This is a genomic window from Arthrobacter sp. A5 (assembly GCF_051131705.1).
Taxonomy (GTDB): domain Bacteria; phylum Actinomycetota; class Actinomycetes; order Actinomycetales; family Micrococcaceae; genus Arthrobacter_M.
The window spans coordinates 179330-206285 of sequence record NZ_CP180316.1; the positions used below are offsets into that span (position 1 = coordinate 179330).

At 66.0% G+C, this 26956-nt stretch carries 24 protein-coding genes and 1 pseudogene; 15 read left to right on the forward strand and 10 right to left on the reverse strand.

Annotated elements, in window-relative coordinates; all coding sequences use genetic code 11:
- Positions 1-26: 26 nt before the first annotated feature.
- Positions 27-1436, reverse strand: a complete 1410-nt coding sequence (locus tag ACLLJI_RS00840) for a DUF222 domain-containing protein (RefSeq protein ID WP_434615760.1) — start codon at positions 1434-1436, stop codon at positions 27-29.
- Positions 1437-2043: 607 nt separating this feature from the next.
- Here ACLLJI_RS00840 and ACLLJI_RS00845 point away from each other — a divergent pair.
- Positions 2044-2871, forward strand: coding sequence for a substrate-binding domain-containing protein (locus tag ACLLJI_RS00845; protein WP_434616791.1), 828 nt, complete (start codon positions 2044-2046; stop codon positions 2869-2871).
- A gap of 118 nt (positions 2872-2989) precedes the next feature.
- On the opposite strand, the gene ACLLJI_RS00850 is transcribed toward ACLLJI_RS00845, so the two are convergent.
- Positions 2990-3457: a MarR family winged helix-turn-helix transcriptional regulator gene (locus ACLLJI_RS00850; protein WP_434616793.1), complete on the reverse strand. Its 468-nt coding sequence runs from the start codon at positions 3455-3457 to the stop codon at positions 2990-2992.
- Between the two features lie 117 nt (positions 3458-3574).
- Here ACLLJI_RS00850 and ACLLJI_RS00855 point away from each other — a divergent pair.
- Positions 3575-5944: pseudogene (locus tag ACLLJI_RS00855) on the forward strand (MMPL family transporter).
- A 90-nt stretch (positions 5945-6034) separates the two neighbouring features.
- On the opposite strand, the gene ACLLJI_RS00860 reads toward ACLLJI_RS00855, so the two are convergent.
- Entirely contained in the window at positions 6035-6589 is a 555-nt protein-coding gene (locus ACLLJI_RS00860; RefSeq protein ID WP_434616795.1) for a hypothetical protein, read from the reverse strand.
- A gap of 157 nt (positions 6590-6746) precedes the next feature.
- Between ACLLJI_RS00860 and ACLLJI_RS00865 the strand changes: the two genes are divergently transcribed.
- The 3 genes from ACLLJI_RS00865 to ACLLJI_RS00875 all read left to right on the forward strand — a co-directional run bounded on the left by ACLLJI_RS00865 (position 6747) and on the right by ACLLJI_RS00875 (position 9647).
- Positions 6747-7472: a response regulator transcription factor gene (locus tag ACLLJI_RS00865; RefSeq protein ID WP_434616798.1), complete on the forward strand. Its 726-nt coding sequence runs from the start codon at positions 6747-6749 to the stop codon at positions 7470-7472.
- 96 nt (positions 7473-7568) lie between these two features.
- A complete protein-coding gene (locus tag ACLLJI_RS00870) occupies positions 7569-9113 on the forward strand; it encodes a sensor histidine kinase (protein WP_434616802.1) in 1545 nt (514 codons plus the stop codon).
- A gap of 216 nt (positions 9114-9329) precedes the next feature.
- On the forward strand, positions 9330-9647 hold the full coding sequence (locus ACLLJI_RS00875) for a hypothetical protein (RefSeq protein WP_434616805.1): 318 nt from the start codon (positions 9330-9332) through the stop codon (positions 9645-9647).
- Here ACLLJI_RS00875 and ACLLJI_RS00880 read toward each other — a convergent pair.
- The 5 genes from ACLLJI_RS00880 to ACLLJI_RS00900 all read right to left on the reverse strand — a co-directional run bounded on the left by ACLLJI_RS00880 (position 9644) and on the right by ACLLJI_RS00900 (position 13851).
- Entirely contained in the window at positions 9644-10249 is a 606-nt protein-coding gene (locus tag ACLLJI_RS00880; protein WP_434616808.1) for a hypothetical protein, read from the reverse strand. The two genes, ACLLJI_RS00875 and ACLLJI_RS00880, sit on opposite strands and share 4 nt — an antisense overlap.
- Before the next feature lie 189 nt (positions 10250-10438).
- On the reverse strand, positions 10439-11152 hold the full coding sequence (locus ACLLJI_RS00885) for a class F sortase (protein WP_434616811.1): 714 nt from the start codon (positions 11150-11152) through the stop codon (positions 10439-10441).
- A gap of 16 nt (positions 11153-11168) precedes the next feature.
- The gene (locus ACLLJI_RS00890; protein WP_434616814.1) at positions 11169-11966 is read right to left on the reverse strand and encodes a hypothetical protein; all 798 of its coding nucleotides are present in this window, start codon (positions 11964-11966) and stop codon (positions 11169-11171) included.
- 172 nt (positions 11967-12138) lie between these two features.
- Entirely contained in the window at positions 12139-12636 is a 498-nt protein-coding gene (locus tag ACLLJI_RS00895) for a Dps family protein (RefSeq protein ID WP_434621039.1), read from the reverse strand.
- A gap of 81 nt (positions 12637-12717) precedes the next feature.
- On the reverse strand, positions 12718-13851 hold the full coding sequence (locus ACLLJI_RS00900) for a GTP pyrophosphokinase (protein WP_434616817.1): 1134 nt from the start codon (positions 13849-13851) through the stop codon (positions 12718-12720).
- Between the two features lie 131 nt (positions 13852-13982).
- Here ACLLJI_RS00900 and ACLLJI_RS00905 point away from each other — a divergent pair, with 131 nt between their 5' ends.
- The 9 genes from ACLLJI_RS00905 (at position 13983) to ACLLJI_RS00945 (ending at position 22729) form a co-directional block, all read left to right on the forward strand.
- Positions 13983-14717, forward strand: coding sequence for a glutamine amidotransferase (locus ACLLJI_RS00905; protein WP_434621042.1), 735 nt, complete (start codon positions 13983-13985; stop codon positions 14715-14717).
- 17 nt (positions 14718-14734) lie between these two features.
- Entirely contained in the window at positions 14735-15631 is an 897-nt protein-coding gene (locus ACLLJI_RS00910) for an alpha/beta hydrolase family protein (RefSeq protein ID WP_434616820.1), read from the forward strand.
- Positions 15632-15749: 118 nt separating this feature from the next.
- A complete protein-coding gene (locus tag ACLLJI_RS00915; RefSeq protein WP_434616823.1) occupies positions 15750-16739 on the forward strand; it encodes a carbohydrate kinase family protein in 990 nt (329 codons plus the stop codon).
- Between the two features lie 75 nt (positions 16740-16814).
- Entirely contained in the window at positions 16815-17339 is a 525-nt protein-coding gene (locus ACLLJI_RS00920) for a YbhB/YbcL family Raf kinase inhibitor-like protein (protein ID WP_434616826.1), read from the forward strand.
- A gap of 142 nt (positions 17340-17481) precedes the next feature.
- The gene (locus ACLLJI_RS00925; protein WP_434616829.1) at positions 17482-18750 is read left to right on the forward strand and encodes an acyl-CoA dehydrogenase family protein; all 1269 of its coding nucleotides are present in this window, start codon (positions 17482-17484) and stop codon (positions 18748-18750) included.
- Positions 18747-19850: a phosphotransferase family protein gene (locus tag ACLLJI_RS00930; RefSeq protein ID WP_434616833.1), complete on the forward strand. Its 1104-nt coding sequence runs from the start codon at positions 18747-18749 to the stop codon at positions 19848-19850. The genes ACLLJI_RS00925 and ACLLJI_RS00930 overlap by 4 nt, the downstream gene beginning before the upstream one ends.
- Before the next feature lie 8 nt (positions 19851-19858).
- Complete coding sequence (locus ACLLJI_RS00935; protein WP_434616836.1) at positions 19859-20686, forward strand: HAD family hydrolase; 828 nt, start codon at positions 19859-19861, stop codon at positions 20684-20686.
- A gap of 69 nt (positions 20687-20755) precedes the next feature.
- Positions 20756-21577 (forward strand): glycerophosphodiester phosphodiesterase, encoded by an 822-nt coding sequence (locus ACLLJI_RS00940; RefSeq protein WP_434616839.1) that lies wholly within the window; start codon positions 20756-20758, stop codon positions 21575-21577.
- Positions 21578-21619: 42 nt separating this feature from the next.
- Positions 21620-22729 (forward strand): glycerate kinase, encoded by a 1110-nt coding sequence (locus tag ACLLJI_RS00945; protein ID WP_434616842.1) that lies wholly within the window; start codon positions 21620-21622, stop codon positions 22727-22729.
- 79 nt (positions 22730-22808) lie between these two features.
- Here the strand turns inward: ACLLJI_RS00945 and ACLLJI_RS00950 are convergent, their stop codons facing one another.
- Positions 22809-24143: a uracil-xanthine permease family protein gene (locus tag ACLLJI_RS00950; protein ID WP_434616845.1), complete on the reverse strand. Its 1335-nt coding sequence runs from the start codon at positions 24141-24143 to the stop codon at positions 22809-22811.
- Positions 24144-24265: 122 nt separating this feature from the next.
- On the opposite strand from ACLLJI_RS00950, the gene ACLLJI_RS00955 reads away from it, so the two are divergent.
- A complete protein-coding gene (locus tag ACLLJI_RS00955; RefSeq protein ID WP_434616848.1) occupies positions 24266-25195 on the forward strand; it encodes a cation diffusion facilitator family transporter in 930 nt (309 codons plus the stop codon).
- A gap of 44 nt (positions 25196-25239) precedes the next feature.
- On the opposite strand, the gene pgm is transcribed toward ACLLJI_RS00955, so the two are convergent.
- Positions 25240-26922 carry a phosphoglucomutase (alpha-D-glucose-1,6-bisphosphate-dependent) gene (pgm, locus tag ACLLJI_RS00960; RefSeq protein WP_434616851.1) on the reverse strand — a complete coding sequence of 561 codons (1683 nt, stop codon included), beginning with the start codon at positions 26920-26922 and terminating at the stop codon, positions 25240-25242.
- Positions 26923-26956: the final 34 nt, after the last annotated feature.

A 26956-nucleotide genomic window follows, 5' to 3' on the forward strand; every position in this document is an offset into this window, starting at 1 on the left:
GTGTGTTCCGGCGGTGGGACCCGGGATTAGGGCGACGAGAATCGGCCGGGTACGACTTGGCGGAAGTATTTCTTTCTCTTGGCGGTGGTTCTCGTTCCCGGCCGGCCGGCTCCCGTTCGTGTGGTGCCGGGTAGGGCGGGTGCGGTGGATTGGTAGGTGTGTCCGGTGGGGGTGGTGATTTGGACGGTATGGCGGGGTCCGGGTCGTGGGATGGAGGACCAGCCGGGCGCTTCCTTGGCGAGGTTGCAGCGTTCGCATGTTCCCTCCCCGTTGATTTCGCTGGTGGCGCCTTTGCGGTTGTGTGGCATGATGTGGTCCGCGTGCCGGATCGGCGCGTCGCAGTAGGGGGTCCGGCAGGTCTGGTCCCTGGTCCGGATGAGGCGCTGCAGTCCCGGCGGGAAGAACCTGGACCTCGCGTCCATGCCGACGAGCTGCCCGGTCCCCGGGGCGGTGAACAGTCTGCGCAGCGACACCCGGATCCCCGGTTCATCCGGCATCGCCGCGTCCGGCATCTCCCCGCCGGAGCTGCCGGCGGATCCACCGGGTTTGGTGGGTCTGTTGGTGGGTCTGTTGGTGTGGGTGCGGCGGGTGAGGTTCCGGGCCCATTGCGCGGGGACGATGCCGTAGCCGGGGAGGTAGGCCGGTTCGCTGTCGCCCTGGAAGAGGGTCCGGTCTGTCATGACGAGTTGGATCTCAACGCCGGTGATCCCGCCGGGGGTACCGGTGACGCGGTGGACGAGGGTGTCGGCCATGATCTGCCCGCGTCCGCGTCCGTCTCCGGACGCGCGCAGGGAATCCGCTTCCCTCGCCAGTGCCGCGTACACGGCCACGCCCTGAGCGACGGGGAGCAGCCCGGTCAGGTACGTCATGGTGTCCGGCGCGGGCCGGCAGCTGACGTGCCGGTCGTTTTCGGCCTTCGCGTTCCGCGCGGTGACGGACTGCGGGTCAAGGGCGTACGCGGCCCGTTTGGCCTCGTTGACGAGCTTGTTGTTCCCCATCCCCGCCAGCGCCCCGGTGTCGGCGGCGAGCCCGGCATCAACGGTGCGCCGGTCATCGGCGCTCAGGCACGCGGTCTCCCGGGCCAGCAGTACCGCCCGCCACTCATTGAGCAGCCCGCTGCTCAGGGCCGTGAGGGTGTGCGGCATCTCGGTCACGAGGATCCGGGCCAGGCCCAGCAGCCGGTTTCCCTGCTGCGGGGATTCCCGCCGCGCCAACGCGATCTGCCCCCCGATGCCCTTGCCCAGCTCCGCGGCCGGGATACCCGCCCCGGCCTGCGCCCGGCGCTGGGACGCGTCGAACGCGGCAGCGGTACGGGCCTGCCCCGCGCAGGCAGCGGATTTGAGGTCCTCCATCACCCGCAGCAACCCGATCCGCTCCCCGTCATCCCCGTCCTCGGGATCCATCCCCGCCAAAACAGTGATCCACCCCGCAATCATCCCAACCCGACCAGCAACAACAGGACCGGCAGAAACAGGACCGGCAGAAACAGGACCGGCAGCAACAGGACCGGCAGCAACAGGACCGGCGCCCGCGGAAGCGGCGCCCGAGCGAGCACCCGCTCCGGCGGCAGCTCGGGCGCCCGAGTGGGCAGTGCCGAGGGTCGAAGCCGGGGGTGTGCCGGCCGCGTTGTGTGCGGACCCTGCGGAACCGGAACTCAATGTATCGAACATGTATACCATAATACGCGCTGACGGAGGAGAATAATAGTACACATTTGGGTTGGGGATAATGATGTGCGGTCTTGGTAATCCAACGTCCGCCCGCGTTGTCGACCCTGAACCATGTAACGACAAATGCACCATGCCCTATGCGCCGCCCTATGCGCCACCCCATGCACCGCGGCTAGGCACCGCGCTAACGCGGCATACACAGCGCCACCGCGCCAATGCGCCGCCGTGCCCACCGCGCCAAGCCAAATGCATTGGGTACCATGCGCCGTAGCCAACGCACCGTCATCAGCGGGAGGGCCCTTGATCGGGCATGTGCACGCAGCATGGCGCATTTACTGGCCCGGCCTCGGGTCGGGTGCGCTACTGTGTTCAGGTGCCTGAATCTCGAGTTCTGACCGTAGCCTTTGTGCCGGGAGTGACTCCAGGCAAGTGGATCCGCCGCTGGGAGGACCGCATGCCACAATGCCCGCTGCTGGCCTCGCCTGTGTCCGAAGCGGACCAGGTGGCGGTGCTGCACCGCGGCGAAGCGGAAATCGGCTTCGTTCGGCTTCCCGTGGACCGCACGGGGCTGAATGTTATTCCGCTTTACGCCGAGATTCCTGTGGTAGTGGCGCCAAAGGATCACGAGATCGCCGTTTTCGACGAGGTGCCGGTGACTGAGCTGGCAGCGGAATACCTGCTGCAGGACCCGGATCTCTTTCCCGAGTGGCGGGATATTTCGGACCAGATTCGGGACGGAGCCCGGAAACCGCTGCCGGCGATGGATTCCTTGGAGGCCGCACTGGACCTGGTGGAGGCCGGGCTGGGAATTCTGATTCTGCCGATGTCCGTGGCACGCCAGTTCAGCCGCAGGTCACTGCGTTCGCGCCCGGTGACGGGAGTCGTAGAGCCGCAGATCGGCCTCGCCTGGCTGGAGGGGAATATGGATCCTGTGATCGAGGAATTCATCGGCGTGGTGCGGGGGCGGACGGCGCAAAGCTCGCGCCAGCCATCCGTTCAGGCCGCCCAGGATGCCGCGCCGAAGAAGATTCGGGGCGGAGTCAGCGGCAAGGGTGCCGCAGACCGCTCGGGAAAAGGTTCAAAAAAGACTACGACGGCGGCCGGCGGCTCAGCAGTCCGCGGTGCCAAGGGTGCCGGCAGGGGCGCCAAGACGTCCGGAGGGAAGACGAAAGGTCATGCCTCCAAGCGCGGACGCCGCTGAACCTTGACGACGTGTGGGAGACAGCGGTGCAGGCGACGTCCAACATTTCGTGCAGGAGACTTCGGAATCAGCATACCGACTCCGGGGTCTGGACGGGCTCGACGGCGGAATCCCGCGGTCAGGCCGGGGGAATGTCCTCCCGGGCGGCAGTTGTTGCTTCGATCATGTCCCGCAGGAACCGCTGCGCCAGTTCCCGCTCCTGCGCACTGTAGTTCTCCAGCGCATCGCCCAGATGCCGGGCCAGCGGACTAAAGAGCGTGCTGCCCACTTGACGTGCGTGGTCTGTCATGGCGAGCCGGACCTGGCGGCGGTCCTCGTCACTGCGCTGGCGGGTCACGTGACCGGCGCGGTCCAGCCTGGCCACCAGCGCCGTCGTCGCCGGTGAGCTGAGGTTCAGAGCCTCGCCAAGACGTCCCGGAGTGACCTTCTGTCCGGTGCGAGCGGACTGGACCATGAACGCCAGGGCGCTCATATCGGTCCGGTGCAGACCATGGATTCCGCTGACGGCGTCCACGTAGCGGTCTGTCTCCACGGTGAACTGCTGCAGCAGTGTCAATAGTTCATAGTTCGGCCTCGGCGCCGTCACGCTTCACCACCTCTGTACTCTATGCATCAGGCATTGGATTTTAACCAGCATATCTGTATTATCTTTATGATAAAGAAGCTCCATCATGGAGATAAATCTCGAAGCAGAGGCTGTCCAATGGACAAAGACTGGAACCCGAGGCGCTGGTTGCGGATACTGCTGCCGGTGGTGCTCCTTGTCATTTGGCTGGGAGCAGCCGCTTTTGGCGGCCCGACGTTCGGCAAGCTCTCTGCGGTCTCCAGCAACGATCAGGCAAGCTTTTTGCCGGCCAGCGCGGAGTCCACCAAGGCTCGGGATTTGCAGCAGCAGTTCTTGGATTCCAGCAGCATTCCAGCCATTGTGCTGCTGACCTCGGAAACGGAAATCCCAGCCCCCAAGCTCGCGGACTATGCCACGCTGACGGCGAAGATGGCCGCCGTCGCAGGCGTTGAGCAGCCGACGGCGCCGGCCACCGTCAGCATTGCCGGCCCGATCCCGTCGGCGGACAAAAAAGCCGTGACGTTCATAGTCCCGGTTGCCGATACGGAAAACGTGAAAACCGTGATCGCTGACCTGCGGCATGTGCTGGCGGAGAACCTGCCAGCTGGCGCAACGGTCTACGTGACGGGGCCGGCCGGGCTGACAGCGGATCTGGTCAACGCATTCAGCGGGATCGACGGCGTGCTGCTGCTCGTGGCGCTGATCGCTGTCTTCCTCATTCTGCTGGCGGTCTACCGCTCCCTAATTCTACCCATTCTGGTGCTCCTGACATCGGTCTTTGCGCTGACAGCGGCCATTTTGCTGGTCTACGCCTTTGCCAGCTGGGGTTGGATCAAGCTCAGCGGGCAAAGCCAGGGGATTCTGAGCATTCTGGTCATCGGTGCATCAACGGATTACTCGCTCCTGCTGGTGTCCCGGTTCCGGGAAGCGCTCCATCAGGTGACCTCCAGGTGGGCAGCTCTGGGACGCGCCCTGCGTGCGGCTTAGGAGCCGATCCTGGCCTCCGGAATCACCGTGATCATCGCCCTCTTGTGTCTGCTGGTGTCGGATCTGAACTCCAACCGGAGCCTGGGCCCCATTGCCGCCATCGGTATAGTTTTTGCGCTGCTCTCCTCCCTCACTCTGCTGCCGGCGCTGCTGGTGGTCTTTGGCCGGTTGGCGTTCTGGCCGTTCCGGCCCAAGGTGGACGGCGGTCAGAACTCCGCGTACCAGCATTCCGGACGCGAGCATGGCAGACACGAGCAGAGCGAAGCCCGCGCCGGGTTGGAAGGGATAACCGGACTGTGGCAGCGGATGGGCAGGATGATCGGAGGACATCCTCGGGCGGCGTGGATTACCGCTTTGATCACATTGCTGGCGGCCAGTGCCGGGGCGCTCCAGCTCAACGCGAGCGGCGTCTCGCAGTCGGATGTAATACTGGCGAAGAGCGACGCCGTCGACGGACAGAAGGCTCTCGGCCAGCATTTCGACGCCGGCAGCGGCAGTCCGGTGCTGATCATCGAGGACCAGGAAAAGACGGATTCTGTGCTTGCCGCCGTCGCCGGTCAGGAGGGCATCTCCCGAGCCACCGTCTACTCCGGTGCAGGCAGCCCGGTGGCAGAGGGCCCCGCCCGGCCACCAGTCCTCAAAGACGGGAAAGTCCTGATCAACGCGACGCTCACGACGCCGGCGGATTCCGCCGCCGCGGAGCAGGTGGTGCGCGATCTGCGGGGAACCCTGCCACCGCTGGATGCGGGCGTGCTGGTGGGTGGCGTGACAGCGATCGCGCTGGATACCAATGTCACGGCGCAAAGCGACCTGACTAAAATCATCCCGTTGGTGCTCGCCGTCATTCTCGTGATTCTGATGCTGCTGCTTCGCTCGATCGTGGCGCCGCTGCTGCTGATCGGCAGCGTCGTGCTCTCCTACGCGGCAGCGCTGGGCGTCTCGGCGCTGGCCTTCAAGCACCTTTTCCACTTCCCGGGGGCCGACGCGGCCGTGCCGCTGTTCGGGTTTGTTTTCCTCGTGGCGCTGGGCGTGGACTACAACATCTTCCTGATGACACGGGTACGCGAGGAGTCCCTGGAGTTGGGCACGCGCCCGGGCATTCTGCGCGGGCTGGGGGTGACCGGCGGCGTGATTACGTCCGCCGGTGTGGTGTTGGCAGCGACGTTCGCAGCGTTGGGTGTTATTCCCATCCTCTTCCTGGTGCAGATCGCGTTCATCGTTGCCTTCGGAGTGCTGCTGGACACGGTCGTTGTGCGCTCGCTGCTGGTCCCGGCGCTCTCCTATGACCTGGGCAGGGTCATCTGGTGGCCCTCGAAATTGAGTCGGACCGATCAGATCGGACGACCGAGCAGTTTTAGGCCCAGCCGTGCTCACGACGACGGCGCCCCCGACGGAGCCGACGCCGCCGCCCCCAAAGACGACGGCGCCGCAAGGCCGACCCGTGGGCAGGGGACCGACCCGTCGCCCGGTCAACACGCGGCGTCGGTGACCTTGGACGAGGCGTCCACTCCAAGGACGTGATCACTGCCACGGCGGGGTGACCACATGGCCCGGTGGTCGACCAAGGCCGGCCGCGGCCGCGCGGAGACCCGGCGGCCCTTTTATGGACCGTTACTTCGCGGGTGCCGAGGCCAGCTTGGCCTGGATCGCTTGTGCGTGTGTTTGGATGGACGTGCCGTAGCCGCCGTTCAGGGCCGTGGTCTTGATGTTGCCGGCGTCCGCGTCCCGCTCCGCCGCCGGGGCCGCTTCCAGCGTCTTCAGGTCGGACTGTAGGTTGGCGGGCAGCTTCGCGAACGCTTTGGGGCGCTGGATCAGCGCATAGGCCAGCACATGGTCCTTGTCGCCGAAGCCCGGCTTGGCCTGCAGGCTGATCCGCAGTTCCTCGCGCAGTGTGGCGCCACGGTGGTGCGCTGTGTGGGCTGCGGCATCCGCCGTTGGCCCGGCCGTACCCGAGGCGGAGGACGATGCGGTGCCGGCTGCGGCGGGCTGCGGCGGAGCATCCGCGGCGGAGGCTGCCGTCACGCCGAAGAACGCGGCGGCGAGCAGGGCCGTCCCCGCCACTGACCCGACGATCCGGTTGCGTCGCCGTCGTCCGTTTGTGTTTACGGGCTCCCCTGCTGATCCAGTTGTCCCGGTTTCGGGGTGCAATTCAGAATTGACGTTCATGATGGCTCCTTCGCATTCGCGTCCGGGGGGTTCCCTGACTGCCGTTGAGTCCACTATGACGGCCCAGTATGGGGGGAGTGTCAGAGGAATGTAAGGGGAAAGTAAAGAAAGCAGCGCGTGGCCCACAGGTGCCGCCGGCAAGGGGTTGAATGGAGTCATGGACAATGCCGGGGCACCCGATGATGCGCGGGCTTGCGGGCTGGTGCTGATCATCGAGGATGAGCGCGCGATCGCCGATGTTCAGCGGCTTTACCTCAGCCGTGCCGGTTTCGGGGTCCACGTGGAAACGACCGGCGAGGCGGGACTGCGGCAAGTCAGGCACCTGCGGCCGGTGGCCGTGATTCTCGACGTCGGTCTGCCCGGCACCGATGGTGCCGGCATGGACGGAATTGAGGTCTGCCGCCGGCTGCGGGCGGCGGGGGATTGGACACCGGTGATCTTTGTCACCGCCCGCGACGAGGAGGTGGACAAAATCCTGGGCCTTGAGCTTGGCGCCGATGACTACATGACCAAGCCGTTTTCCCCGCGCGAATTGGTCACCCGGCTAAAGGGCGTGTTGCGCCGGACGGCAGGGCTGCCCCGGCGGGAACTCATCCGCGTCGGTGCCGTGATCATGGATCCGGACCGGCGCAGCGTGAGTGCCGCGGGAACTGCGGTGGAGCTGACCGCAAAGGAGTTCGATGTGCTGGCCTACCTGCTGGTGAGCCCGGGCCGCGTCTTCAGTCGTGAACAATTGCTCTCCGCTGTCTGGGGACAGGCGAGCTACAGCGCCGGCCGCACAGTGGACGTCCACATTGCCCAGGTCCGCGCAAAACTCGGAACAGCCAGCCCGATCCGTACCTTGCGCGGCGTCGGCTACACCGCCGGCGACGAAACGACATGATGGACGACGACGGCGGTGTTGTCCACCATGACGTGGCCGGCAAGGTCCCGAGAGCCCGGTGAAAACGTGGCCGCCGATGGAGACCGCGGGCGTCCGATGAAAACGTGGCTGCGCTCGCTGGCGGGCCGGGTCACGTTGGTGACCGCCGCCGTCGCCGTTCTGGCCGTTCTCGTGACCGGGACGGTGGGCTTTCCGCTGATCCGCGCCGCCGCCGTCGAGCAGGCCAGATCGGAACTTTCCCGGCAGGCCGATGCATTTGCGGCCACCCCCGTTGCCTCGCAGGCCTTGGATCTGCGTGAACGGCACCTGCTGGGTCCGGCCGACTACGAGCTCTCCGCGGTCAGCACCGACGGCACCGTCAGCGGAGCCGCCCGGCCGTATCTCAGCGCGGACGAGATACAACGGGTTCTCTCCGGCGGAAAGACATCACAGACCGTCAACCGGGAAGGTTCGACATTGCTGCTGGAGGCCCGCGGACTTAAGCGCGGCGGGGCGATCGTGTTGACCCGCTCGCTGGCGGACGTCTATGCCGCATCTGCGCTGGTGCTGCAGCGGACCCTGCTGGCGCTCGCCGCCGGTCTGCTGATCGCCGTCCTGGCCGGAACCCTGCTGGCGCGCAGGATGTCCCGCCCGCTGGTGAGGACGGCGGCCGCAGCCCGGCGGATGGCCGGCGGCGAACGCGGCGTGCAGTTGGTACCTGCCGGTGTCACGGAGGTTCGTGCTGTGGGCGAGGCGGTCAACACTTTGGACCATGCGCTGCTGGCGAGCGAGGGACGCCAGCGTGAATTTTTGCTGTCGGTTTCGCATGAGATCCGCACGCCGTTGACGGCTATGCGCGGGTACGCCGAAGCACTGGAGGACGGGCTGGTTCTGGCGGCGGCGGACGTGGCTGCGGTGGGTCGTACGCTGGCCGCGGAGACGGACCGGCTGGACGTATTTGTCAATGATCTGCTGGAGCTGGCCCGGCTGGAAGCAGACGATTTTGCCGTGGAGACCCGGCCAGTGGAGATAACCGCACTGCTGCATCAGGTGGAGGAGACCTGGCGAGCTCGTGCGGCACAAAGCGGTGTCAGGCTGCAGCTGATCGTGCCGGTGCCGGAGCAGGCTCTTATGGTATTGACGGACGCCCAGCGGCTGCGGCAGATTCTCGACGGCCTGGTGGAAAATGCGCTGCGGGTGACACCGCAGGGAAAGCCGTTACGGCTGAGCGCGCGGCTGGAGTCTGGAGGAGGTCACGATGTTGTGGCAATAGACGTGCGGGACAACGGTCCCGGGCTGACAGCGGAGGACGCCGCCGTCGCCTTTGACCGCGGCGTGCTGTACCGCAGATATGCCGGTCAGCGGCCGGTAGGCAGCGGACTCGGGCTCTCCATCGCCGCCAGGCTCGCCGAGCGGCTGGGTGCAACGCTCACGGTTGAACTGGGGGAACCGCCGGAACTGCCGGAGCTGGGGGAACCGCCGGAACTGCCGGACAGCGGTACGCAAGTGGTGGACGCCATCGACGGTGACTCCGCCCCCCGGGTGAGCGACGGCGTGAGCGCAGGCGCCTGCTTCTGCATTCGATTACCGGGCGTAGGCCGCTCCCCCGCCCCGTGCGAAACTACGATGCGCTCACGCGAAACGTGGCGGGGCTTTGAATGATTTCGATAAATCCTGAGCCGCGTTACTGCCCGAGTACCATCGCAGACGACCACCCTAACTCGCCCCTGACTCGCATCGGGCGGGTTCTTGCCACTCAAACGGGGTCCGGCGGTTCCATCTTTCCGCGGGCACTGGTACGTTGACGGAATCAGCCCGGATTCCAGCCGCCTGCGGCTCGGAGAGCAGCCGGGCACTTGTCGGAAGGAGAGGACAGCGATGGGCGATCATGCTGATTCCCGGGACCGGGACCAGGTCCAGGAGCAGCGGGCGGGTAAGGACCGCCCGGAGAACGACGATGACGAACCGGACGCGGCCCCGGAAACGGACAATCCGTTGGCCCATGTTGACCCGGACAGCGATGCCGTAACCACCGCGGGAGCGGCGAAGGGATCGGTCAACGATCCCGCCGACGACCCGTTGTGGAACCCTGCGATGGAACCGCACACGCCGGAAAATTCCCGGGCGGCGCACCCTGCAGCCTCGGATGGGCAGTCAGGCAATGGCAGTGGCGGAAGCGAAGGTACGGACGGCTAGTGCTCCCGCCAACAGCCCAGGATGGCGGTGGCGACTTCAAAGGACAGCTCGGTTCGCGAAACGGCGTGCGGCCCGACGGTGCCGGTCAGCCCGGTCCCGTTCACCTGCAGTGTCATATTGTCTTTGACGAACACCACGTTGCCGTCGGCGGTTTTATAAGCGGGCAGTCCCAGGTTGGCAAGTCCCTCGATTGCTTCGGCGGAGCCGAGCGTTTTCTGCAGGGCATCAAAATACGCGCGCGCCGATGCGGGGCTCTCGGATTCCTTGACGGACAACACAAGCTGGCCCGCCGGTAGGGCATAGGTGCAGGTGTACAGCTGATCGGACCAGCTGTCCGCACTTTGCGGCGGCCCCGGCAGTGCCAGACTCGACGCGAGATTGGTTTTGGTCTCGTCGCCGCAGATCATCTGTGCGGCCGCGGACGGTGTGCTGCCGTCTGCCGTGCCGGACGTCGATGGGGCGGAGCTGGCTGCGCTGGGTCCGGGCTGTACCGACGTTGCCTGCGCCGCAGCCGCACCCAGTTGGGCGGCAGGGGCCCCGCAGCCGGCCAGCACAATCAAGGCGGCCCCGGCCAGAGCCAGTATGGCGCTTTTGCGCATCATCTCAAACTCCAAATTCTTGGTCGAATCTTTGTCGATCCCTCGCCGCGGTTCCTTGCCCTTCTCCGGTCCGAGGCTTCCTTAGCCACTGTTGACGGCTATTGATCCGGTCCGAAAGATTGAGTGGATCCCGTGCGTTCTCGGGTAGCCGCGACGGCTTTGATCGGCCCTGAGTACGGGTTGCTGGTGGCGTCAGGCCGGATGGCTGGACACCAGATGACCGTAAACCACTGTGTTGTCGTCATACAGATTCGTCGCCGGGTTGTAGCCGCCGCAGGTGATGAGCCGGATCTCGGCGCGCTTTGTGTTGCCGTAGACCTCGAGCGTGGGGAATTGGTCTTTCTTGAAAACCGCGGAACGGTCCATTGCGAAGACGGCGACCGTTCCATCGGCCCGGCTTACCGAGAACTGCTGGCCCTGGGTCATTTCATGCAGCCGGTAAAAGACACCGATATTGCTGAGCGTCGAATTGACATGGCCAAGGATCACAGACGGGCCGATTTCGCCTGGCGTTGGAGAGTACTTGTACCAACCGGCGGGAGAGCCGGGTTCACCGGGAGGAACCTCCGCCGTTCCATCCGCCGCTTTCCCGAGTTGCAGCAACTGGGAGCTCACTGTGATGTCCGGAATGTCCAGTGCGACGGGCTGGGATGCGGGCAGCGCTGGACCGACCGTCGCCGGCACGGCAGCAGCGGCCGGCTCGACGGGCGCCGCCGCCTGAGTTGGTGTCTGGAGTGGTGCCCCAGCCGACGTCGGCGCTGCAACGGCACTGCTGGAAACCGCCGCGGATTCCGGCGGCACTGACTGCGCTGCCGGGCCGGACGTCGATCCGCAGCCGGCCAAAAAGATGAGGGCGGCCGCCGCGGACGCGATGAAACGTCCGCGACGGCTGATGTGATTGTTCATCGGAACAGGATTTTCCCTAGTCCTTGACGCTCTTGGTGGACATCCGGCGGCCCACCAGAAGGGCACCTCCGGCTGCCAGTACCAGGGCACTGCCACCGGCGATCATGCCTGCGTCAGGACCAGCCGTGGTGCTGCTGTGCGCTACGGCCGTGGTCACGCCGGTGCCGGGGGCACCTCCGGGCATGCTGCTCATCTGTGACACGGCCAGTGTGCCGCACAGTGCCGGCGAGGTTGCCGCCAGCGGCAGGGAGGGAACCAGATCGCTGGGCTCGGCCTGAGCCTTCGCGGAAAGGGTTGCCGGGTCAAGCCCATGAACGACGACGACGGCCTTACCTGCCTTGAGCGAGGCAGCGGTGTCGGCATTCAGCGTGAACGTGCGCTGGTAGGTGAAATCGGAGCCCATTCCCGCCAACGTCAGGTCGGTACCGGCCGCGGGGCTGGTATCGCCGCTGGTGGTAAGGGTGGTTCCGATCATGCCGTACGCCGGACCGCCCTCGGTGGTGTTGATGACACCATCCCCATTGGTATCTGCAGACGGCGCCGGGCACGTACCCTGCGCACCGATATGGATGTGCTGGACGTGCGGATACGGCTGCCCGTTGAAGGATGCGGCCAGGCCGCTGACCTTCTCCGTGACCGTGGCCTGGTCCCCGGTCACGCTGATCATGACGGTGCCGCTGGCCGAGCTGCCGTTCAAAGCGCCCAAGGTTGTCTGGTAGGAGGCCGTGTCGGCGGCGAGTGCGGGGCTGCCGGAAAGGGCCAACGCGCCCAGTGCCAGAGCCGGAGCAATCAGGAATGCAGATTTCTTATTCATTTCAGGATCCTCTTCATTCGCGGTGGCGGCCCGGTTCCGAGCGCGTCCATTGGTTATTCGGTGTGTCCGGAGTCACGGATGGGTTAATCACCGAAATAAAAAAGACCACGGCCAAAATCGCCGGGATCTTGTCTACTGTGGATGCTTATCGCCTGGGGGACTCAGTCGCGGGCTAGCCCTTGACCTGGCTCTTGGAATGCGAAGACACAGTTTTGGTGCTGCCGGCCTTCATGTTCTCGGCCCCGACCATCCAGGCATACTGCTCCAGGGCTGCAATGAAGCCGTGCAGAAGATCCGCCGTCGTCGGATCTTCCTCATCCACCTGATCATGGACCCTGCGCATGGTCGCCACCGTCGAGTCCAGACGCTCAACCACCAGATCCACGGCCTCGGCCGTATCAACCAGGTCCTCGGGGAACTGCGGCAGCGAAGTCGTGCTGCTGACGGTCCCGGTGCGGCCGTCCGGTGACGCCTGCAGGGCCCGCATCCGTTCGGCCGTGACATCGGCAAATTCCCGCGCCGAATCGACGATCTCGTCCAACTGAAGATGCAGGTCCCGGAAGTTGGTGCCCACGATGTTCCAGTGCGCCTGCTTGCCCTGCACGTGCAGCTCAATAAGATCCACCAGGACGGACTGCAGGTTCTTGGTCAGTGTCTTCGATGCTTTCATCATGACTCCTCAAGGGTTGACATTACTGATGCACAGTAACCTTATGGCCCGCCCCGGCGGCGGGCAAACCGGGGCGCCAGCTCAGGCAGAAGACGCAGCCCGGCCGGCCTCCCGGTACCGCATCATTTGCTGATAGCGCCGCTGCAGACTTTCCCGGCGCGGCTTGCTCTCAGGATGCTTGGCATCCGGGGTTGCCGGCTCGGTGGTGAGGTCAATATGGACGGTGCCGTAGCGCCAGAGCAGCAGGTCATCCAGCAGCCGGTCCGGCCCGGGCGAATATCTGTGATCCAGGGCCTGGCGGACGTCGCTGATTGCCTGTGATTGCAGGACATCGACCAATTCGATGGTCCGGACCAGTCCGTGGGCCGCGAGCAGCTCCGCTGCCCAGCCCCAATCGTCGTCGGACTTCCGGTCAACGTGCGGCAGCAGGGTCTGCCAGACTTCCTTGACGCGGTTCGGCGTCAGCGGAACCGCGCCCTCCCCATTTTCATCCCAGAAATTGGTCACCGCCTCATAGCGTTCGTGCAGTTCCGAAAAAGCGGTCTCCACCGTTTCCAGCATGGCCGCCGTTGCCGTGAACTGACGGTCAAAGTACGGACTCCAGGCACGCCGGTCCTGGGCCTTGAAGCGGATGTCGTGCTCAATTTCGCTCCACGCATGCGCGAAAACCGTGCGGATCTGGCATTCAAAAAAGTAGCTGCCGTTGGGCTTGGCCGATGGGTCAAGGACCTGCTGGTAGTGCTTGACGACGTCATTTTGGATGGTGCGCAGGATCAGGTGCCGGCTGGAGTACCCGTAGGTTCCGGACTCGATGGAGCCGATGTCCTTTTCGCGGTCACCGCGGCAGTCGAAGGTGCTGCGCTGGCGCTTGATCAGGTTGGCAGCCTGGGCATTCTCCGCCGGCAAGGTGGTGATCACCCGCACTCCGACGATGTCGGTCAGATTCCGCAGCGGGTCCGGGAACTGCAGTGCAGGTTCGGCACCCGCCACCGGGGACACCATCCGGGAGGCCTTCTCGCGGAAGGATTCCAGCGACTTGGTGCGGCTGGTGAAAAACAGCGGCGTTGTTTCGGAGTCCTCGAAAATCTCCCGGATACTCGCCTCAACGTCCCAGGTGACAAATTCAAGCTGGGAGCGGATCCGTTCATACTCGGCTACGCTGGCAGCCACTGCGGGGCGAAGGCGCTCGTCGAGTCTGTCCCAGTGGCTGCTCATGTGGGCCTTTCGCTGTCAGGCTTTTACGGGTACCACCACGCTAGCACTAGCGACCGACACTACTTCCGGCGACAGTAGTACCGGCGGGCGGAATGGGTAGGCTCAAGCGCATGAGTGAAGTCCATGCCGGCATCAAGCCGTTTCTGCTGCTGGCCACGCGCGCCGATGAGGCGGCGGCGGATGGCGAATATGAGGCGTTCCTGCGCTTCGGTTCCCTTCCGGCCGACTCTCTGGTTCGGGTGCGGCTGGAGGCGGGGCCGCTGCCGGCACTCGATCTGAGTGATTACTCCGGCGTGCTGGTGGGTGGCAGCCCGTTCAATGCCAGTGATCCGGTGGAGCAGAAAAGCACCGTTCAGCTGCGCGTCGAGGCGGAGCTTTCGGCCCTGTTGGACCGGATCGTGGCGGCCGATATCCCCTTTCTGGGCGCCTGTTACGGCGTCGGAACTCTTGGCCGGCATCAGGGAGCGGTGATCGGGAGGCGTTTCGGCGAACCGATCGGCCCCGTGCAGGTGACGTTGACCGATGAGGGCCTGCACGATCCGCTCCTGGCTGGTCTGCCGTCGAAGTTCCAAGCGTTTGTCGGACATAAGGAGGCGTGCACCGAGCTCCCCGCCCACGCGACCTTGCTGGCTTCTTCGGCAGGCTGCCCGGTGCAGATGTTCCGGATCAAATCCAACCTGTACGCCACGCAGTTCCACCCTGAATTGGATGTGGCGGGGTTGCTGACCAGAATTGATGTATACCGGGATGCCGGCTACTTCCATCCCGACCAGCTGGAGCAGGTGCGGAGCGCCGCGCGAGCGGAAAATGTGGATCAGCCCGCGCAGATCATAGCGAATTTTGTCCGGCGCTATGCCCGGTCCTGAGCCGGCTGAACCGCCCCATGGCCCGGATCCGTGCCGAACAGCGGGTGCAGGCATGGATTCACGCCAATGGAAATATCCCGCACGGACAAGTGGAAATGCCCAGCCCAGAACAGGAGGCCGACGTGCCCGCACGGTACAGCTACGGCGCCGACCCGAACCAGTATGCGGAGCTCTATCTGCCGAGACAGCGGAAGTACGCAGGGGTCGCCGTGGTCATCCACGGCGGGTACTGGCGTTCGCGGTACACCGCGCAGTTGGGTGCCCCGCTCTCCGAAGACCTCGCCGCCCACGGTGTCGCGGCGTGGAATCTGGAATACCGCCGGGCCGGTGACGGCGGCGGGTGGCCGGAGACGTTTGAGGACGTGAGCGCGGGAATCGACGCGCTGGCGGCGGCCGCGGCGGAGCACTCCCTGGACTTGTCCGCAGTGGTGGCGCTGGGGCATTCCGCCGGAGGCCAGCTGGCGGTGTGGGCGGCAGGCAGGGACGCAATGCCACCGGGTGCGCCGGGCTTTTATGGGCGCCGCGGGGCAGGAGGGCCAGCAGCGGTGCCGCTGACCGCCGTCGTCAGTCAGGCCGGAGTGCTGGATCTGCGTCAAGCCATGGCACTGGGTCTCAGCGACGGCGCGGTCCAAAACTTCATCAGGCGTTCACCCGAATCGGATCCGGAACGCTACCGGTTGGCCGATCCGCTCCAGCAGGTTCCGCTCCGCGTGCCGGTATACGCGGTCTACGGCGCGGCCGACACCGAGGTTCCGGCGGCCCAGTCCAGGGCCTATGTGGCAGCGGCACGGGCAGCCGGAGCGGTCGCCGAACTCATTCGGGTGTCGGGGGATCACTTCGACCTGATCGATATCCACCGCGAAGCGTATGCCGCCTGCCGCGCACTGGTGCTGGACGCCCTGCCGGTCATCTGATCCCGCCACCTCGGCGGCTCTCGGCCCCTCGGGGGCAGCTCCGGCGACGAAGCCGGTACCGATGGCGCACGTCGTAAGGCAGCACGCGTATCCCCGCGGATGGACCTAGGCTAAGAGCATGCTGACTGTCATTGGTGAGGCCCTGATCGACGAAGTGGTGCGCGGGACGCAGGAGCCGGTCGCGCATGTGGGCGGGAGCCCGATGAACGTCGCGGTCGGGCTCGCCCGGTTGGGGCATCCGGTGCAGTTCCTCGGGCGGTTCGGACGGGACCCGTACGGCACGCTGATTTCCGCGCATTTGCACGATAACTCGGTGCTGCTGCCCATTCCGCCGGATGAAGGCGCCACCAGTATTGCGCGTGCCGTTGTGGACGACGACGGCGCCGCCTCCTACGTCTTCGAGCTCGCCTGGGATCTTCCCGGACTTGAGGACCGGCTGGATTTCCTGCTCGAGGCGACGACGGTGCTGCATACCGGCTCGATAGCAGCCATGCTCCAGCCCGGCGCCAGCCAGGTGCTCCGCGCCGTCCGGCAGGCGCGCCCGCGGGCCACCATCTCGTACGACCCGAACTGCCGGCCGAGCATTATTCCCGACGTGGAATATGCCCGGCGGGAGGCGGAGAAATTTGTCCGGCTGGCGGACGTGGTGAAGGCCTCTGATGAGGATCTGCAGTGGCTGTATCCCGATCTTGATCCGCTCACAGCCGCACGGAACTGGTTGGCCATTGCTGCCGGCGATGCAGGCCGCGGTCCCGCCGTCGTCGTGGTGACCCGCGGCGTGGACGGACCATGGGCGGTCTGCGCGGGCGGCGAAACGCAGGCCCGGGTCCCTGCGACGGAGGTGGCGGACACGGTGGGGGCCGGGGATTCCTTTATGGCTGCGCTGCTTTCCGCGTTGGTGGACCGGGAACTGGATGGCGCCCAGCGCCGGGACAGCCTGCATTCCCTCAGCACCGAGGAATTGGCACGGATTCTGCACTACGCCGCCGAGGCCGCAGCGGTGACGGTTTCCAGGCCGGGAGCCAACCCGCCGAGCCGCGAGGAACTCCGCACCCGGATCGCGGCCCAGGAACCCGACCCTTCCTCCACCTCCGCCGCAGCGGAGTAGCCAGCGCGGCCGCTGCTCTGTGGTCCGTGCCCGGGTGCAACCCCATTAGGCAGCAAACGAAAGGAATATTCCCTTATGAATTCATATGATCCGTACGATGCCTTGCCCGAGGTCGGCACTTTCACGCTGACCAGCGACTCGATCCGGGACGGCCAGACGCTGTCCGAGCGGCAGATCAGCGCCGACGCCGGTGGCCAGGACATTTCCCCGCAGCTGACCTGGAGTGGTTTTCCTGCCGGGACGCAGAGCTTCGCCGTGACCATGTACGATCCGGACGCTCCCACGGCCAGCGGCTACTGGCATTGGGCTGTCTGTAATATTCCGGTGGAAGTGAGGTCGTTGTCCGAAGGTGCCGGCAGAAAAGGGGACGCGGGGCTGCCGTCCGGTGCCCTCACATTGAAGAACGACGGCGGTTTTGCCGGCTTCGCGGGGGCCGCCCCGCCGCCCGGGCACGGCACGCACCGTTACATGGTAGTGGTGCATGCGGTGGACGTGCCGGATCTGGGACTGCCGGAAACCGCCTCGCCGGCGTTCCTGGGTTTCAACCTGTTCTCGCACACGCTGGGCCGGGCCCGGATCACCGGGACCTTCGGACGCTGATCACTGACCGATCGAATCTGCGCATGGCCGGGAGCTGATGGCGCGAAGGAACGAGCATGCGCCGGCGAAGCGGCCAAATCTGCGCAGAAGAGTCCGGTAATCGGGTGGCGGCCAGGCGCGGGCAAGCGCTAGGGTCAGCGACATGGACTTTTCCCTCTCGCCGCTGGCCGCCGAACTGAGCGAACGCGTCGGCCGGTTCATCAGCACCGAGATTGTTCCGGCGGAGGAGGAGTACGAGCGCGCTCTTTCCGCGGCGCGGACCGAGGGTCGGCAGTGGAAACCGCTTCCGGTGCTCGCGGATCTGCGCGCGAAGGCCCGCGGACAGGGCTTGTGGAACCTTTTCCTGCCGGCGGGCCATGAAAAAGCCTTTGATCCCCGCTACCTGCCGCCGGGCGGTACCGGCCTGAGCAATGTGGACTATGCGCCGATCGCCGAGCTCACCGGGCATTCCTTTCTGGCCCCGTTGGTCTTCAACTGCAATGCCCCGGACAGCGGCAACATGGAGGTGCTGATCAAATACGGCTCCGTGGAGCAGCGTAAAAAATGGCTGGAACCGCTGCTGGACGGCCGTATCCGCAGCGCCTTTGCCATGACTGAGCCCGCCGTGGCATCCTCGGACGCGACAACGATGGAAACGACGGCCATCGTCTCCGCTGACGTGGTCACCGTGAACGGGCGCAAATGGTGGTCCACCGGCATCGGCCATCCGGACTGCCGCATACTCCTGGTGATGGCGTTGACCGATCCCGCGGCGCCCCGCCATGCCAGGCACTCAATGGTGCTGGTTCCGCGGGACGCTGCTGGCGTCCACGTTGAACGGATGCTGCCTACGATGGGGACCTACGATGAACCGGGTGGCCATGGCGAAGTCTCCTTCACCGATGTCCGCGTGCCGCTGACCAATGTGATCGGCGCCCCGGGGCACGCATTCAAGATCGCGCAGGGCCGTCTTGGCCCCGGCCGGGTGCACCATTGCATGCGCCTGATTGGACTAACCGAGCGGGCATTGGAACTGGCCTGCCGCAGGGCCTTGGGCCGCACGGCGTTCGGTCGGCCGCTGGCCGATCTGGGTGGAAACCGGGAAAGGATTGCCGAGGCGCGGATCGCCATCGACCAGGCCCGGCTCCTGGTGCTGCATGCGGCCTGGCTGCTGGACACCAAAGGCCCTGATGACGCCGTCGCAGCGGTCAGCCAGATTAAGGCAGCGGTGCCGACCATGGCGCAGCAGGTCATCGACATGGCGATCCAGCTGCATGGGGGCGCCGGACTGTCCGACGACTTCCCGCTCGCCGCTGCCTGGACCCAGGCCCGGGCGCTACGGCTGGCCGACGGCCCCGACGAGGTGCACCGCGGCGTAGTCGCGGGCTTGGAACTGCGCAAATACCTGACCAGCAGGGAGCCCAGCACATGACCGATCCCGCCGGCCTCCGACCCGTACGCACCGAAGACGCCTTCGACCTCGCCGCCGTGGCTCGATGGCTGCGCCATCACGCCGCCGAACAGGAGGGATTCGACCCGGCAGATTTCGACGGCGTCCCGGAGGTCCGTCAGTTTTCCGGCGGCGCCTCGAACCTGACCTATCTGCTCAGCTATCCGCAACTGCAGGTGGTCCTGCGCCGCCCGCCCGCCGGCAGCAAGGCCAGAAGCGCGCACGATATGCACCGCGAGTTCTACCTCCAGCGACAGCTCAAGCCGTTGTTCGGCTACGTGCCCGCGATGATTGCGTTTTGTGCTGACCGGTCCGTCCTTGGCTCGGAGTTTTACGTCATGGAGCGGCTGAACGGGACCATTTTGCGCGCGGACCCGCCCGCGGGGTTTGAGCTTGGCCCCGATCGGGCGCGGGCGTTGTGTATGGAGTTGCTGGACCGGCTGGTGGAGCTGCACAGCGTTGACCCGGACGCCGCCGGATTAAGCGGAATCGGCAAGGGCGCTGGTTACGTCGGCCGCCAAGTGGTGGGCTGGTCCCAGCGGTATGTCAGGGCGCGGACGGAGAACGTCGGCGGCTTTGAAACAGTGATGGCATGGCTGGCGGTGAATCAACCCGCCGACGTCCGCAGCTGCGTGATCCACAACGACTTCAGGCTGGACAACGTTGTCCTCGCGCAGGAGGCCGTGGCGCCGCTTCGGGTGGCCGGCGTCCTGGACTGGGAAATGGCGACCATCGGCGACCCGCTGATGGACCTCGGCGGTGCGCTCGCGTATTGGGTCCAGGCCGATGATGATGCGGTGTTTCGCAGCTTCCGCCGGCAGCCGACCCAGCTGCCGGGGATGCTGACCCGGGCCGAGGTCGTGAACTACTACACGTCCCGCACGCGGCTCGCCCTGAGTCCGGCCGGCTGGACCTTTTATGAGGTGTTTGGCCTGTTCCGCCTCGCAGTCATCGCCCAGCAGATCTACTTCAGATATTTTCACCGCCAGACTGCGAACGAGGCCTTTTCCAAGCTGCATCTGGCGGTGCGGTATCTCGAGGAGCGCTGCGGCCTGCTGATCGGCTCCCACGGCGTCGGATAGCCTAGAGTATGCGTTTAATTGCCAGCGACATTGACGGAACCATCCTCGGTCACGATGGAAAAATCAGTGCCAGAACGGTGGACGCCTTCCGGGCCGCAGAGGACGCGGGGCTGGAAATTGTCTTCGTGACCGGGCGGCCGCCGCGTTGGCTGGGGCCGCTGCGCGAGCAGATCGGCCACACCGGCACCGTAATCTGCTCCAACGGGGCCGTGGTCTATGACCTGGTCCGCGAACGGGTCATGTCCTCCCACCTTTTGCCGCTGGTGTCGGTGCTCGAGGCCCGGCGGGTTATAAAGGGGCTGGTGCCGGATGCGGTGTTTGCCGTGGAAACGCTGGACGGCTTCCACCTGGAGCCGGGCTTCCTGGAACCCGGCTCGGTGGACCTGCTGGCAGAGGTCACGCCCGCTCCGCTGCCGGAAACGGTCACCGCGGAATCCGCCGTGGTCAAGTTTCTGGCCGTCACCCGGAAGAGCACGGCCGACGCGTTCCTGGCCCGGGTGCGCCCTCAGATCGACCGGCTGCTCGCCGTGACGCATTCGGCTGCCACGGCGGCCATGCTGGAGATGGGACCGCACGGCATTAACAAGGCAGTGACGCTGGCCGAATACGCGGCGTCCCGGGGGATCGCGGCCCGGGACGTGGTGGCCTTCGGGGACATGCCCAACGACATTGAAATGCTGCGCTGGGCCGGCGCCGGGTACGCGATGGCCAGTGGCCATGAACGGGCCCGGGCGGCCACCGCGCTGCGGGCCCCGAATTTCGCCGACGACGGCGTTGCCCAGGTTCTGGAGGAACGGTTGGCGGCGCTGAAAACGGGAGGCCGCGGCGTGCGGTAGCAGCCCGCATGATTCCAGCGTTCCGCAGGCATCCAACCATGCACGGTCGGACTCCAGTAGCGTGGAAGCGTGAGCAGACAGTTGCCGTTCCTGGCGTCAACGGCCCCGGTGGCCTTCGCCCACCGCGGCTTTTCCAAGGATGGTCTGGAAAACTCGCTCGCGGCATTCCGCGCCGCCGTCGCGCTTGGTTTTGACTATCTGGAGACGGACGTGCACACAACGGCCGACGGGGTATTGCTGGTCTTCCACGACGCCAGGCTGGAGCAGATCACGGACGGTACCGGGCGGATCTCCGCATTGACCGCGGAGCGGGTGGCGCAGGCCCGGATCAGCGGCAGGGAGACCATTCCCACATTTGCCGAGCTGGTGTCCGCGCTGCCCGGGGTGCGGCTGAACCTGGATGTCAAGGACCGGGGGTCGGTGCAGACGCTGGCCGCCGCGATCGAGGAATCCGGTCTGCATGACCGGGTCTGCGTGGCCTCGTTCTCCGACCGTCGTCGGCGCGCGGTGCTTAAGCGACTCTCCAGGCCCACGGCCAGCTCCGCCGGGGTGGTGTCCCTGGCGGCCTTCATCTGTCTGGGACCGTGGCTGCCTAGGCCACTGCTGCGGCGGATCCTGCACGACGTGGACTGCCTCCAGGTGCCCGTCCGTTACCGGTCCATCCACCTGGTCACGCCGAAATCTGTTTCCCGTGCCCATGAGCTGGGGCTGAAGATCCATGTCTGGACAATCGACGATCCGCGGCGGATGCACGCGCTTTTTGACCTGGGGGTGGACGGTCTCATGACGGACCGCGCCGATCTGCTGGCCGAAGTCATGAGGGAACGCGGGTATTGGCCCCGGCCCGGGCCCGGGCCCGGGGCGCCGGGCAGTGGGGACCGGGCCGGCTAGTGACCGTTCGTGCGGGTTGCGGGCAGCTGGCAGGATGGAGCCATGCGGATTCTCATTGCACCGGACAAATTTAAAGGAACCCTGACGGCCCTCGAGGCGGCCGCGGCGATGGCCGAGGGCGTCCTGCGCGTGTATCCGGAGGCAGTTGTCACCACCCTGCCGATGGCCGACGGCGGCGAGGGGACCTTGGAAGCAGCCCTGGCCTCCGGCTTTGAGGAGAAGCTCAACGCCGTTGTCGGGCCCATCCTCAAGCCCGTGGGTGCCGCCTGGGCCATTAAGGGGCCGATGGCGGTGATCGAAACCGCGCAGGCCAGCGGTTATTTGCTCTCCGAGCCGACCCGGGAGAACGCCCTGCGTGCCCATTCCTACGGCTGCGGGCAGTTGATCGCCGCCGCTCTGGATGCCGGTGCTACCGAAATCGTCATCGGACTTGGTGGGTCCGCCATGACGGATGCCGGGACCGGTGCGCTGCGGGCGCTCGGGCTAAAACTGCTGGATACGCAGGGAAATCTGGTGCCGCTTGGCGGCGGGTCGCTGGTGGATGTCTCCGCCGTCGATGCCAGCGGACTGGACCCCCGGCTGTCCACGGCCCGGATCCGGCTGGCCGTCGACGTGGACAATAAGCTCTACGGCCCCGACGGAGCGGCACACGTGTTTGCCCCGCAGAAGGGTGCGGATCCCGAGGCGGTGGAGCTGCTGGACGCGGGTCTGCGGAACCTGGCCTCGGTCGTCCGGTCCTCCACCGGAAACGACATTGATGTGCCCGGCGCGGGCGCGGCCGGTGGTTTCCCGTCGTTGTTCCTCGCCTATACTCGCGCGGACATCGAGGGCGGCTTCGCGCTGGTGGCCGAGCTGACCGGCCTGCACGCCGCGCTGCAGGACGCGGATCTGGTCATCACCGGAGAGGGGTCGCTGGACGTTCAGTCGCTGTCCGGCAAGGCCCCCATTGGCTTGGCCGACGCCGCCAACGCGCTCGGACTGCCCGTCGTCGTCGTCGCCGGCCGGATTGAAGTGACGCCGGCGCAACTGGCCGAACACGGTGTGGTGGCAGCGGCGAGTGCCGCCGAGGTGGCACGGTCGGGCGACGAGGCCCAGCGCCATGCCGCGCGGTATGTCGCGCTTGCCGCCGCCGAGGCGCTGAACGGGATCTGACCGGCGTCTTAACGGCATCGACGGGCGTATGTCAGCCTCAAGGACGCGGTTGTAGCGGCGCCCGTCCACACCCCGCCGGTTAGATTTCGGCGCCGCGGGAATCCGGGCCCAGTGCGTCCGGTGCATCGGTTTCGGGATCGCGGGGGTCCGTGGCCGTCCCGCGCCACCGGGCGAGTGCGTTCATGCCGTGGTAGATCACCAGGGCTGCGGCCGTGCCCAGCGCAATGCCGGCAAACTGCAGCTCGCCGATGTTCCAGGTGTAGTCTGCAACACCGATGATGAGGGCGACGGCGGCGGTGGTCAGGTTCACCGGGTTGGAAAAATTGACCTTGTTCTGCACCCAGATCCGCACGCCCAACACGCCGATCATGCCGTAGAGCATGGTGGCGGCACCGCCGAGTACACCGGCAGGAACCGTGGCGATCAGTTCGCCGAATTTGGGGGAGAAGCTCAGCAGCAGGGCGGCGACGGCGGCCACCCAGTAGGCGGCGGTCGAATAAACCCGGGTGGCGGCCATCACCCCGATATTCTCCGCATAGGTGGTGGTGCCCGAGCCGCCGCCCAACCCAGCCAGCGTGGTGGCCAGGCCGTCGGCCATGAGTGCCCGGCCGGCCAGCGGATCCAGATTCCTGCCCGTCATCAGTGCCACGGATTTCACATGACCGATGTTTTCGGCCACCAGCACCAGCACCACCGGAACGAATAGGCCAACCACCGCCAGATGGAATTCGGGCGTCTGGAAATGCGGCAGGCCGATCCACGCCGCGGCGTCAACGGTGCCGAAGTTGACCTCGCCGCGCAGGATGGCGACCAGATAACCCACCACCACCCCGGCCAGGATCGAGAGCCGGCCCAAAATGCCGCGGAACAACACGCTGACCAAAATGATGACCAGCAGGGTAATAAAGGCGGTGACAGGGGCGGCGGTGAAATTGTTTTTGGCCGACGGCGCGAGGTTCAGACCGATCAGCGCCACGATCGTCCCGGTCACCGCCGGCGGCATGATCCTGTTGATCCACGCCGCGCCGAAGCGTTGGACGACGGCGCCGATGATCGCCAATACGACGCCGGCCAGCACCACCCCGCCCAGCGCGCCGCCGACGCCGAACTGCGACTGCGAGGCGGTGATCGGGGCAATGAACGCGAAGCTGGAACCCAGATAGCTGGGCACCCTGCCGGCGGTGATGAGCAGGAAAAAGATGGTGCCGATGCCGGAAAAGAAGAGCGTCGTGGCGGGCGGCATGTGCGTCAGAATGGGCACCAGGAACGTGGCGCCGAACATGGCGACCACGTGCTGGAGGCCGATTCCGATGGTACGCGGCCAGCTCAGCCGCTCGTCCGGGGAGACGACGGCGCCGGGCCTGACGTTTTTGCCGTCACCGTGCACGGTCCATCTGGTGCTGCGCAAGCTCATTGCTGTGCCTCCATCGTTTTGACCGAAGCTAAGACTACCCGCCCGCAGGATCGGTGCGGTGCGGGCCCGGCGTGGGGCAGCGGTCGTGGGGCAGTTGGGATCGCAGCCCATACGATTGAGTCATGTCAGGACACGACCACTCTCACGGCCACGCGCACGGGGCCGCCGCCTCGCATCAGGGCCGGCTGGCCGTGGCGCTGGGGATCACCTTGCTGGTCTTCATGTTCCAGCTGGTGGGCGCCTGGTTGACCGGGTCGCTGGCGCTGCTCTTCGACTCCGCGCATGTACTCACCGATGCGTCCGGGCTGGCCATGGCGCTGCTGGCCGCCCGGCTGACGTCCAGGCCTGCCTCCGACCGGAGGACCTGGGGCTTTGCCCGGGCCGAGGTTCTGGCGGCAACGGCACAGGCGGCCGTGCTGCTCGCCGTCGGGCTGGTGGTACTGGTGGAGGGAATCCAGCGGCTGATCAGCCCGTCGCCGATTGCGTCGATGGAGATGGCGGTTTTCGGGGCGATCGGGCTGGCCGGTAACGTCATCTCACTGCTGGTGCTCGCCGGTGGCCGCGGCCGGAATTTCAATATGCGTGCCGCGTTCCTTGAGGTGGTCAATGACGCGCTCGGCTCGGTCGCCGTCATCATCGCGGCCGTGGTGATCGGACTGACCGGCTGGCTGCAGGCCGATGCCGTCGTCGCGATGCTGATCGGCGTGCTGATTCTGCCACGCACGTTCAAGCTGCTGCTGGAAACGATCGGCGTGCTGCTGGAATCCACGCCGGCGGGGCTGGATCTGGCGAGCGTGCGGCAACACATTCTCGAGGTGCCGCATGTGCTGGCCGTGCACGATTTGCACGCCACCCAGATCTCCAGCGGATTGCCCGTCCTCACGGCGCACGTGGTGGTGGACGACGGCTGCTTCCACGACGGGCATTCCCCACAGCTGCTGGATCAGCTGCAGCAATGCGTCGCCGGGCATTTTGACGTCAGCATCGAGCATTCCACCTTCCAACTGGAGCCCGCCGGCCACACCGCGCACGAACACGGAGTCCACTCCTGACCCCTCATCGCGCGGCGGACGTGCTGAGGAGACGGCGGATGTGCTTATGAGATGATGCCGTCGACCAGTGCCTTGGCCTCGGCCTGCACCAGCCGTAGGTGGTCGTCGCCCTTGAACGACTCCGCGTAGATCTTGTAGACGTCTTCGGTGCCGGAGGGTCGGGCGGCAAACCAGGCGCTGTCGGTGGTGACCTTGAGTCCTCCGATGGATGCGCCGTTGCCCGGCGCCTCGGTGAGCTTGGCGGTGATGGGCTCCCCGGCCAGGGTGCTGGCGGTGACGTCCGAGGCGGAGAGCTTGCCCAGCGCCGCCTTCTGCTCCCGGCTTGCCGCCGCGTCGATGCGGGCGTACGACGGCGATCCGAAGCGGGCGGTCAGGTCACCATAGTGCTGGGAAGGGGATTTGCCGGTCACCGCGATGATCTCGGAGGCCAGCAGGGCCAGCAGGATGCCGTCCTTGTCCGTGGTCCAGACGGAGCCGTCCTTCTTTACGAAGGAGGCGCCGGCGGATTCTTCCCCCCCGAAGACGCCCTCGCCGGAGAGCAGCCCGGGAACGAACCATTTAAAGCCCACGGGAACCTCCATTAGCTGCCGGCCCAGATCGGCCGCCACCTTGTCGATGATGGAGGACGAGACGAGCGTCTTGCCCACGCTTGCGGTGGTGGGCCACTGCTGACGGTGCGTGTACAGATACTGGATGGCCACGGCGAGATAGTGATTCGGATTCATCAGGCCCGCGTCCGGGGTGATGATCCCGTGCCGGTCGGCATCGGCGTCGTTGCCGGTGGCGACGTCGTACCGGGCCCGGCCGGTGGCCCCACGCCCGGCACCGCCGTCGTCGGTCTGCAGCGCCTTGATCAGCGACGCCATGGCGAACGGGGACGAGCAGTCCATCCGGATCTTTTCATCCCAGTCGAGCGTCATAAACGCCCATTGCGGGTCAATGGTTGGGTTCACCACTGTCAGATCGAGGTTGTGGCGCTCGCCGATCTCGCCCCAATAGTCCACCGAGGCACCCCCCATCGGGTCGGCGCCGATCCGCACGCCGGCACCGCGGATGGCGTCCAGGTCCAGCACGGAGGGCAGATCGTCGACGTAGCTGCTGAGGAAATCAAACTTTCCGGTGGTTTCGGCGATCAGCGCGTCCGCCAACGGAATGCGCTTAACGTCCCGCAGACCGCCTTCCAGCAGTTCATTGGCGCGGTTCGCGATCCAGCCGGTGGCGTCCGAGTCCGCGGGGCCGCCGTGCGGGGGGTTGTATTTGAAGCCACCGTCTCCGGGCGGGTTGTGCGAGGGGGTCACGACGATTCCATCCGCCTGGCCATCCCCCGGCCCCCGGCCGCGGTTGTAGGTCAAGATGGCATGCGAGACCGCCGGTGTGGGCGTGTATGCGTGCCGGGCGTCGATCAGTACCTGCACGCCATGGCCGGCCAGCACTTCCAGGGCGGTGTTCTGCGCCGGCTCGCTCAGGGCATGCGTGTCCTTACCCAGAAACAGCGGTCCGGTGATGCCCTGACCCGCCCGATACTCCACGATCGCCTGCGTGATGGCGGCGATGTGGCCCTCGTTGAAGGAAGCCTTCAGGCTGGACCCGCGATGGCCGGACGTACCGAAGGCGACCCTTTGGGCGGGATCGGCCAGATCGGGTTTCACATCGTAGTAGGCATCGAGGAGGGCGGTCAGGTCGACAAGGTCCGAGGGAAGGGCAACAGTGCCCGCGCGGCTAGACATGGTTCCAGCATGCCAGAGTGAAACGCCGATTGGC

Excerpts from the sequence above, each read along its gene's own strand:
- ACLLJI_RS00870 (WP_434616802.1), top strand. The coding sequence starts at position 7,569 with ATGAAAACGTGGCTGCGCTCGCTGGCGGGCCGGGTCACGTTGGTGACC.
- ACLLJI_RS00865 (WP_434616798.1), top strand. The coding sequence starts at position 6,747 with ATGGACAATGCCGGGGCACCCGATGATGCGCGGGCTTGCGGGCTGGTG.
- ACLLJI_RS00895 (WP_434621039.1), bottom strand. The coding sequence starts at position 12,636 with ATGAAAGCATCGAAGACACTGACCAAGAACCTGCAGTCCGTCCTGGTG.
- ACLLJI_RS00890 (WP_434616814.1), bottom strand. The coding sequence starts at position 11,966 with ATGAATAAGAAATCTGCATTCCTGATTGCTCCGGCTCTGGCACTGGGC.
- ACLLJI_RS00875 (WP_434616805.1), top strand. The coding sequence starts at position 9,330 with ATGGGCGATCATGCTGATTCCCGGGACCGGGACCAGGTCCAGGAGCAG.
- ACLLJI_RS00885 (WP_434616811.1), bottom strand. The coding sequence starts at position 11,152 with ATGAACAATCACATCAGCCGTCGCGGACGTTTCATCGCGTCCGCGGCG.
- ACLLJI_RS00900 (WP_434616817.1), bottom strand. The coding sequence starts at position 13,851 with ATGAGCAGCCACTGGGACAGACTCGACGAGCGCCTTCGCCCCGCAGTG.
- ACLLJI_RS00925 (WP_434616829.1), top strand. The coding sequence starts at position 17,482 with ATGGACTTTTCCCTCTCGCCGCTGGCCGCCGAACTGAGCGAACGCGTC.
- ACLLJI_RS00860 (WP_434616795.1), bottom strand. The coding sequence starts at position 6,589 with ATGAACGTCAATTCTGAATTGCACCCCGAAACCGGGACAACTGGATCA.
- ACLLJI_RS00880 (WP_434616808.1), bottom strand. The coding sequence starts at position 10,249 with ATGATGCGCAAAAGCGCCATACTGGCTCTGGCCGGGGCCGCCTTGATT.
- ACLLJI_RS00840 (WP_434615760.1), bottom strand. The coding sequence starts at position 1,436 with ATGATTGCGGGGTGGATCACTGTTTTGGCGGGGATGGATCCCGAGGAC.
- ACLLJI_RS00945 (WP_434616842.1), top strand. The coding sequence starts at position 21,620 with ATGCGGATTCTCATTGCACCGGACAAATTTAAAGGAACCCTGACGGCC.
- ACLLJI_RS00930 (WP_434616833.1), top strand. The coding sequence starts at position 18,747 with ATGACCGATCCCGCCGGCCTCCGACCCGTACGCACCGAAGACGCCTTC.
- ACLLJI_RS00935 (WP_434616836.1), top strand. The coding sequence starts at position 19,859 with ATGCGTTTAATTGCCAGCGACATTGACGGAACCATCCTCGGTCACGAT.
- pgm (WP_434616851.1), bottom strand. The coding sequence starts at position 26,922 with ATGTCTAGCCGCGCGGGCACTGTTGCCCTTCCCTCGGACCTTGTCGAC.
- ACLLJI_RS00915 (WP_434616823.1), top strand. The coding sequence starts at position 15,750 with ATGCTGACTGTCATTGGTGAGGCCCTGATCGACGAAGTGGTGCGCGGG.
- ACLLJI_RS00910 (WP_434616820.1), top strand. The coding sequence starts at position 14,735 with ATGGCCCGGATCCGTGCCGAACAGCGGGTGCAGGCATGGATTCACGCC.
- ACLLJI_RS00920 (WP_434616826.1), top strand. The coding sequence starts at position 16,815 with ATGAATTCATATGATCCGTACGATGCCTTGCCCGAGGTCGGCACTTTC.
- ACLLJI_RS00955 (WP_434616848.1), top strand. The coding sequence starts at position 24,266 with ATGTCAGGACACGACCACTCTCACGGCCACGCGCACGGGGCCGCCGCC.
- ACLLJI_RS00950 (WP_434616845.1), bottom strand. The coding sequence starts at position 24,143 with ATGAGCTTGCGCAGCACCAGATGGACCGTGCACGGTGACGGCAAAAAC.